This is a genomic window from Candidatus Omnitrophota bacterium (assembly GCA_040755155.1).
In the GTDB taxonomy this organism is placed as follows: Bacteria; Hinthialibacterota; Hinthialibacteria; order Hinthialibacterales; family Hinthialibacteraceae; genus JBFMBP01.
The window spans coordinates 52,911-59,560 of sequence record JBFMBP010000107.1 but is presented as its reverse complement, the minus strand read 5'-3'; the positions used below and the strand labels follow the sequence as shown (position 1 = coordinate 59,560).

Annotated in this window: 7 protein-coding genes; 6 read left to right on the top strand and 1 reads right to left on the bottom strand. The window is 48.6% G+C overall.

Translation table 11 applies throughout. The annotated features are described in order from the left end of the window. Positions 1-595 precede the first annotated feature (595 nt). Entirely contained in the window at positions 596-2,146 is a 1,551-nt protein-coding gene (locus tag AB1656_16275) for a sulfatase-like hydrolase/transferase (protein MEW6236941.1), read from the bottom strand. Between the two features lie 250 nt (positions 2,147-2,396). Between AB1656_16275 and AB1656_16270 the strand changes: the two genes are divergently transcribed. From AB1656_16270 to AB1656_16245, 6 genes are all read left to right on the top strand, one after another. Further along, positions 2,397-3,278, top strand: a complete 882-nt coding sequence (locus AB1656_16270; GenBank protein ID MEW6236940.1) for a DMT family transporter — start codon at positions 2,397-2,399, stop codon at positions 3,276-3,278. Between the two features lie 120 nt (positions 3,279-3,398). Then, positions 3,399-4,019: a hypothetical protein gene (locus AB1656_16265; GenBank protein MEW6236939.1), complete on the top strand. Its 621-nt coding sequence runs from the start codon at positions 3,399-3,401 to the stop codon at positions 4,017-4,019. A gap of 2 nt (positions 4,020-4,021) precedes the next feature. Next, positions 4,022-4,570, top strand: a complete 549-nt coding sequence (locus tag AB1656_16260) for a hypothetical protein (protein MEW6236938.1) — start codon at positions 4,022-4,024, stop codon at positions 4,568-4,570. Beyond that, entirely contained in the window at positions 4,551-5,009 is a 459-nt protein-coding gene (locus AB1656_16255; protein ID MEW6236937.1) for a hypothetical protein, read from the top strand. Before AB1656_16260 ends, AB1656_16255 begins: the two co-directional genes overlap by 20 nt. A gap of 50 nt (positions 5,010-5,059) precedes the next feature. Next, complete coding sequence (locus tag AB1656_16250; GenBank protein MEW6236936.1) at positions 5,060-5,632, top strand: SIS domain-containing protein; 573 nt, start codon at positions 5,060-5,062, stop codon at positions 5,630-5,632. Continuing rightward, positions 5,629-6,585 carry an ROK family protein gene (locus AB1656_16245; protein MEW6236935.1) on the top strand — a complete coding sequence of 319 codons (957 nt, stop codon included), beginning with the start codon at positions 5,629-5,631 and terminating at the stop codon, positions 6,583-6,585. The genes AB1656_16250 and AB1656_16245 overlap by 4 nt, the downstream gene beginning before the upstream one ends. The last annotated feature ends 65 nt before the right edge of the window (positions 6,586-6,650 follow it).

Below are 6,650 nucleotides of genomic sequence, written 5' to 3'. Positions count from 1 at the left end.
AGCCTGTCTCCGTTTTTCCTGATGCTAATAACTATCGGAGAGGGTATGATAAACTGTAGGATCGGAGGTAAAAAAAAGGTTTTTGAATGAATGGGAAACTCGGAATATGCTATATCTGGAGATGGGTTAGCTCTTCAAAAAAAGAAAGGAACCGCCACAATTTTCGAGACAAAAGTGTAAACCATGTGCCCGGTTCAAAATGTAAACTATGTGCCCGTTCGTTCAGGAGAGGGGGTTGACGTAAGTCCATTAAAATCAACCCCCCTCTAACTCCCTCCAATCTTGGGGGGAGAATTAAAAAGCGGATTTTATGAATTTTGCAAGAGCCTCTTTTGTGTTTTTGAATTACGAAAACACGAAATAACTCGAATTCCACGGAATTTTCGAATCACAGATATCACGGATTCTTGTGGATTTCACGGAAAAATCTTTCGTGCAGCGGGATTCCTTACGCCAACTATTAGTCTTTTCTTTTTTTCGTGGTTTTCTTTTTCCTTTCGCGCTTTCGTGATTCGAACGAAGATAGGAAGCGATTCCTTTAATTACCCATTGCGCGTAACATGAGGCAATAAATAAAGAAGTATTACTAATTTCTCTATTTCCCCTTTTTCTCGGCGCCCACTCTCATGACGGCGTCGCGCGGCTGCAAGTACCAATCGAGCGCTTCCTCCAATCCCAGCCCGGCGGGAACTTTGAATTGCTGTGGGTAGGTTTCCTTAAGGCGGCGCAACATTTCACGCTCCAATTTGACGACTTCCGGCTCGTATTCCTCTTTGGCGGCCAGGTTAGTCATCTCTTCCGGATCCTTTTCCAGGTCGAAGAGCAAGCGCATAGGTTGCGGCGCTGGGCGTCCGGTTTGATAGCCGTCCTGCCGTTCTCTTTTTCCGCTGGAATAGATCAATTTATAGCGATGCGTCCGGATCATCGCTTCTTCGTTTTCCGTATATTCGCTGAATACGGCCCAGCGCAATTCTTTCTTCTCGCCTTTCATGATTGGGATAAGATTTTCCCCTTCCACTTCCTTCGGCGGGGCGGCGCCGCACGCCGCAGCGATGGTGGGAAAGATGTCGATGAATTCGACGAGGGCGTCGTTCGCTTCCCCTTGGGGAGTAATTCCAGGAATGCGGAAAACCAGCGGCGCCTTGGGCGCGCGTTCGTAGAAGCTATGCTTTTCGAATCGTCCATGATGGCCTAAGTGATAGCCGTGGTCGCCGAAATAAACCACGATGGTATTATCGCTCAATCCCGATTCGTCCAATGCGTCTAAAACCAGCCCAATATTTTTGTCGAGAAAGGCGGTTGACGTGTAATAGGAAGCCGTAATGCGTTGCTTCTCGGAATCGGTCAGATCGCGGAAGATTTCCGGAATCTGCCAATCGTCATCCGGGCCGGGCTGAGGAACCTCGAACGTCTTCGGATCGAACATGTTGCGGTATTCGATAGGAAACCGGTATGGGGAATGCGGTTCGTAAAAACTGGCGAAGAGCAGGAAAGGCTTCCCTTTCCGGCTGCGCAAATAGTCCTGCGCCTGGCGGGCGAACCAAGTCCCGCTCATATCTTCGTCATAAGCCCCGAAAGGCAAATAGGAGCCGTTAAGCCAAATCCGCGCCGGCTCCTGGAAGGGACGCCAGGGCGGCAGAACGGCGAACTCTTTTAGAATCGGGTGCGCAGGATGTTCTTTTAGATAGCGGTTATGATCGGGAATGTCGATCATTGTATCAAAGCCGTGATTCAACGGCGGATCGTTGAGTTGGTTATTAAAGTGCATTTTGCCGATGCACGCCGCGTCATAGCCGTATTCCTTGAGCAATTCCGCCAGCGTCAGCGGCTCGTCGGATAGCGCTGTCTGCAACTGGGTGACGCCGATGGAATGGGGCAGCCGTCCCGTCAGCAGCGATTGCCGCGAGGCGGTGCACATGGGGCAGTTGGCGAAAGCATTGGTGAAGCGCACGCCCGACCGCGCCAGACGGTCGAGATTGGGCGTCCGCGCTTTGGGATTGCCGTACGCTCCATAAACGTACGACGCATGATCGTCGCCGATCAAAACCAACACGTTGGGCTTCGTCTCGGCTTCGGCGAAGCCGGGCTTGAATAAAGTCATACTATATAAGCAAACCACTAATAAAAAATGGAATAAATAGTTCATCCTCTTACTCCTCATTGCCCAGCCTATCTCAAAAAACAGGCAAGTTGAGTAGGGTGGGATCAAAGCGAATCGTAGCCCACCATTCTCCCCTCATTGCCCATCTTATCATGACAAACCTGCAAGCATCAAAGGGAGATTGGCTGGAACGAGAGAACTTGAATCCCGACGCGGAATCGTCATGATGATTCGACAAAACCGTAATCGGCGGTGCGTTGGTTGTTGTTTTTCAAACGTTCGCCAATGAGAATCCATGAGAAATCCATCTCGTCATTCCGCCGTCATCGCCGCCGTCGCGTCGGTGCTGTTGTTTTCCACCGGCGGATTGAGCATTAAATTATTGCCCTTGGCCGCTCTTCCCATCGCGGGATTGCGAGGTTTAATCGCAGCGGTTTTCATCGGTTTGCTGCTTATAAAGCAAGGCCGCGGTAAAACTCTCTGCCGCATGAGCCGCTATGGCTGGATGGGAGCGGCTTCTTATGTGCTCATGACGACCACATACGTCATGGCTATGAAGATGACTACCGCCGCCAACGCCATTTTCCTGCAATATACCATGCCCGCCTGGGTCATGGCGGGCGGCGCGTTGTGGCTCGGCGAGAAAATTACGTTTGGCCGAGTGGTTACGATCGGTTTGAGCCTATTGGGCATGGCGTTTTTCTTCATGGGCGAGTTGCGTCCTGGCGAATGGCGCGGCAACGGCCTTGCTCTATTCTCCGGCTTGACGTTCGCGGGCGTCATTCTCGCTCTGCGCCGGGATCGCGAGCGCGGGCCGTTGGACTCCGTTTTTTGGGGCAACGCCGCCAACGCCGTTTTCGTCATTCCCTTGGCGGCGCTTTATCAGCCCGGTTTTTGGGCGCAACTATCCTCTCCCGCCGTCTGGGCGGGATTGTTATGGCTGGGCGTTTTCCAGATCGGAGTAGGGTACATCCTCTACATCATTGCGCTCAAAGGCTTGCTTGCCGTCGAAGTCGCCATCCTCTCCCTCATAGAACCGGTTTTGAATCCTACATGGGTATACCTGGCCAATGGCGAAACGCCCTCCATCCAAGCCCTCATCGGCGGCGCCGTCATCCTGACCGCCGTGCTTTTGTATAGTTTGTATAGCCAACCGGAAATAGAACCATCATCTTGATGAATGCAGATATTCCTTGAGCAAAAATGAGTTTATCATTGACTGTCGACCTAAAAATAGTACAATATAACTCGTTCCAAATAATAGAATTACAAATAATTTCAACGGAAAGTCAATAAAGTGAAACCACACCAGGAAAAATGGAATTTGGTGATTAACGGATATTGGAATCGAATGATTTTTATGCCCGAATGGGTCTGTAAAAATCTTTTTGTTTCTAATGAAGTTGAAAAATTGGTTCCAATTGCCCCTGTAGCTCCACTAATATATAGGGATAAAGAGAGCGCTATTCATATCGATGATAGGAAATTGTTTGTTGATATTCTTAATCCAAGCGATCAATGTATTATTAAAGCAGAAAAAATGGTGTGTACAGTGTTAGAAGAATTACCTAACACTCCGATTAATGGATTGGGAATTAATTTTGGATTTAAAGAAAAAACTCCGTCAAAAGAATTGCTCGAGATTTTTGATTTTAAAGATAACTCTTGCATTAATCTCTTCGGGGGCACGATTAAGTCTCATAAAATTATCCGAGAAATTATTATTAATAATAAAATGTTAAATTTATATCTCATTAATAATATTCCCGGAATCGATATTATGGCCAATTTCCACCATTCAATAACAACAGCGAGAGAAGCAATAGAAAATCTGAGAGATAAAACACTTGATCTTTATGAGATGTTATTGAAATTTCTGGAAAATGTTTATGGACTAAGAATGGAGCGAGAAAATTGATTATGTCCCCTTTATTAGATACGATTCCACCTAACTTGAATTATCCGTCAGAGATGTATTCTCCTTATAAATATGATAATATTGAAGAATATAAGTTTGATGTGACAGATAATCAACAATCACATTATCAGTATCATGGAGATATAGTAAAAATTTCCGTAAACCATCCAATGGGTGATTATTTCATTATTCACTCGGATTTGATGGTCTTAATGAATAAATGTGAGAGTTTTCAGAATTTGAAAGCAGGGTGGGATAGCTATGATGCGGAACCACCCAATTCAATCGCAATCAATAATGCGAAAACCGTTTTAACTTATCTTAGCGGCAGTGATTTAAAACCCTCTCGAATTGCTCCGTCCGTAGAAGGCGGAGTAGGAATTATTTTTACTCAGGATTGTAAGTATTTAGGCATAGAATGTCTTAATTCGAACGAAATTCTTTTAGGTTATTCCGACGGCAAAGGACGCATTGAAGTTAGGGAATTTGATAGTCATTCTATAAAAGAAGTAAAATTGGAGTCTATTATTCGTGAATTCTTCAATTCCTGACATGCCGATGGAATCGTCTTCAACTCCTTTGATACCCGATCAAAATTTTGAACCTTTCGAACGTTTGTTTTGGCGTATCGATGAAATCAAAGAAGAACGCATTGACTTCACATCCATTCGATTCCCTGTTTTTTCAGTTAATCGAGAAAAATACAGCAAGCCTGAAGATGTATTAAGACCGTCATGGCTGAATTGGGGAATCGCCGCTTTTTACGTAAAAGATATACGAATGATATCCATGACTCCCGAAAATTCCCTATATGAATATAGTTATAATGTATTTCATAACCCATTGATCGATAATTATGCTCATTCCGAAGTTCGAACGCTAAAAAACGGCGTTTATAATTCCAAACTTAAGACTCCTAATTCGGTAAAATTACGTTTTAGAATGCAACTTCGCGATGAAGCGATAATCCTAAAAAAACCTATGGAATAAATCTTGACTTTCTATTAATTGGAAAGCATTCACCCTCATGGAGGCCCTACATGACATTAGACGCTTATCTGGATGAATTCGCGCAACTGATGCGCAAGGTCGATCCGGCGGAGGCGCAAGCCCTCGTGGACGCCATTGAAGAAGCCTACAAAAACGACGCTTTCGTCTTTATTATCGGCAACGGCGGCAGCGGCGCCAACGCTTCTCATTTCTGCGAGGATTTAGGCAAGGGAACGCTCAGCGATTTCGAAAACCAAAAACGACTCAAGGTAATGAGCCTGACCGACAATACGCCCTACATTCTCGCATGGGCTAACGATACCAGCTACGAAAACGTTTTCGTCGAACAGCTGAAGAACTTCGGCCATCCCGGCGCCCTGCTCATCGCCATCAGCGGATCCGGCAACAGCCCCAACGTCATCAAGGCCGTGGAATACGCCAACGCCCACGGCATGAAAACGTTCGGCATGAGCGGTTACGACGGCGGCAAGCTGCGAAAAATCGCACAGCAGGATTTGCATGTGCCTTCTTACAACATGGGCGCGCTGGAAGCGGTTCACGGGGTGTATATGCACTACGTCTTGGATGTCTTGCGCGAGCGCTTTAAGGGAACGGCGGCATGAAAGCGGCGATCGGCGTTGAAATCGGCGGCACCAAATTGCAGGCGGGCGTCGGCTTTCGCGACGAAAAACTCATCAGCCTGGTTCGCGCGCAAGTCGACGCGGCGCGCGGCGGCGAGGGCATCCGCGAAGCTCTGCCTTCCCTGATGGAGCAGGCCTTGCGCGAATCCGGCCTTTCCCGCCAGGATATCGCCGGAATCGGCGTCGGCTTCGGCGGCCCTATCGATTCCAAAACGGGAACGGCGCTCGTCTCCCATCAGATCGAAGGCTGGGACAATTTCCCCCTCAAACAATGGCTGGAGGAGAGTTGGAACGTTCCCGCCTCTATCCAGAACGACGCCACCCTCGCGGGCTACGCCGAGGCGATGATGGGAGCGGGGCGCGGTTTGCGCCGCATCTTCTACATCACCATTGGCAGCGGCATCGGCGGCGGTTTGATTACGGACGGAGTCATGGACGAAGGCCAAGGCCTTGGCGCGGCGGAAATCGGCCATACCTGGATACCCGATCCGGAAACGGGCGAGCCGGAAAAACTTGAACTCGTCTGTTCCGGTTGGTCGATCGGACGCCGCGCGCGGGAAGCCGTCGAAGCGGGCGAATCCTCCATCATGCCCGAACTCGCTGGGAGCTCGGATGCCGTAACCGCACAAACCGTCTACACGGCGGCGGAGCGGGACGACCTCCTCGCCAACGCCCTACTGGAAGATACCTGTACGGCGCTGGCCATCGCCATAAGCAACGTCATCGCCCTTCTCCACCCGGAGCGCATCGTCATCGGCGGCGGCGTCTCTCTAATGGGGCCGCTCTTTTGGGATGCGTTGCGCCAGAAAGTCAAACAATTCGTATTCAAGCCCTTCATGAATCGTTACGAAATCGTCCCAGCGGCTCTAGGCGAAGAAGTCGTAATTATGGGAGCGGTTTTATTGGGACAAAAGATCGGCGGCGTTATGCTTTAACTCATTGTTCCCTTGCGTAGCAACGGGGAATTTCTTAATGTGATAGGGAATTTCCAGCCTGGCGC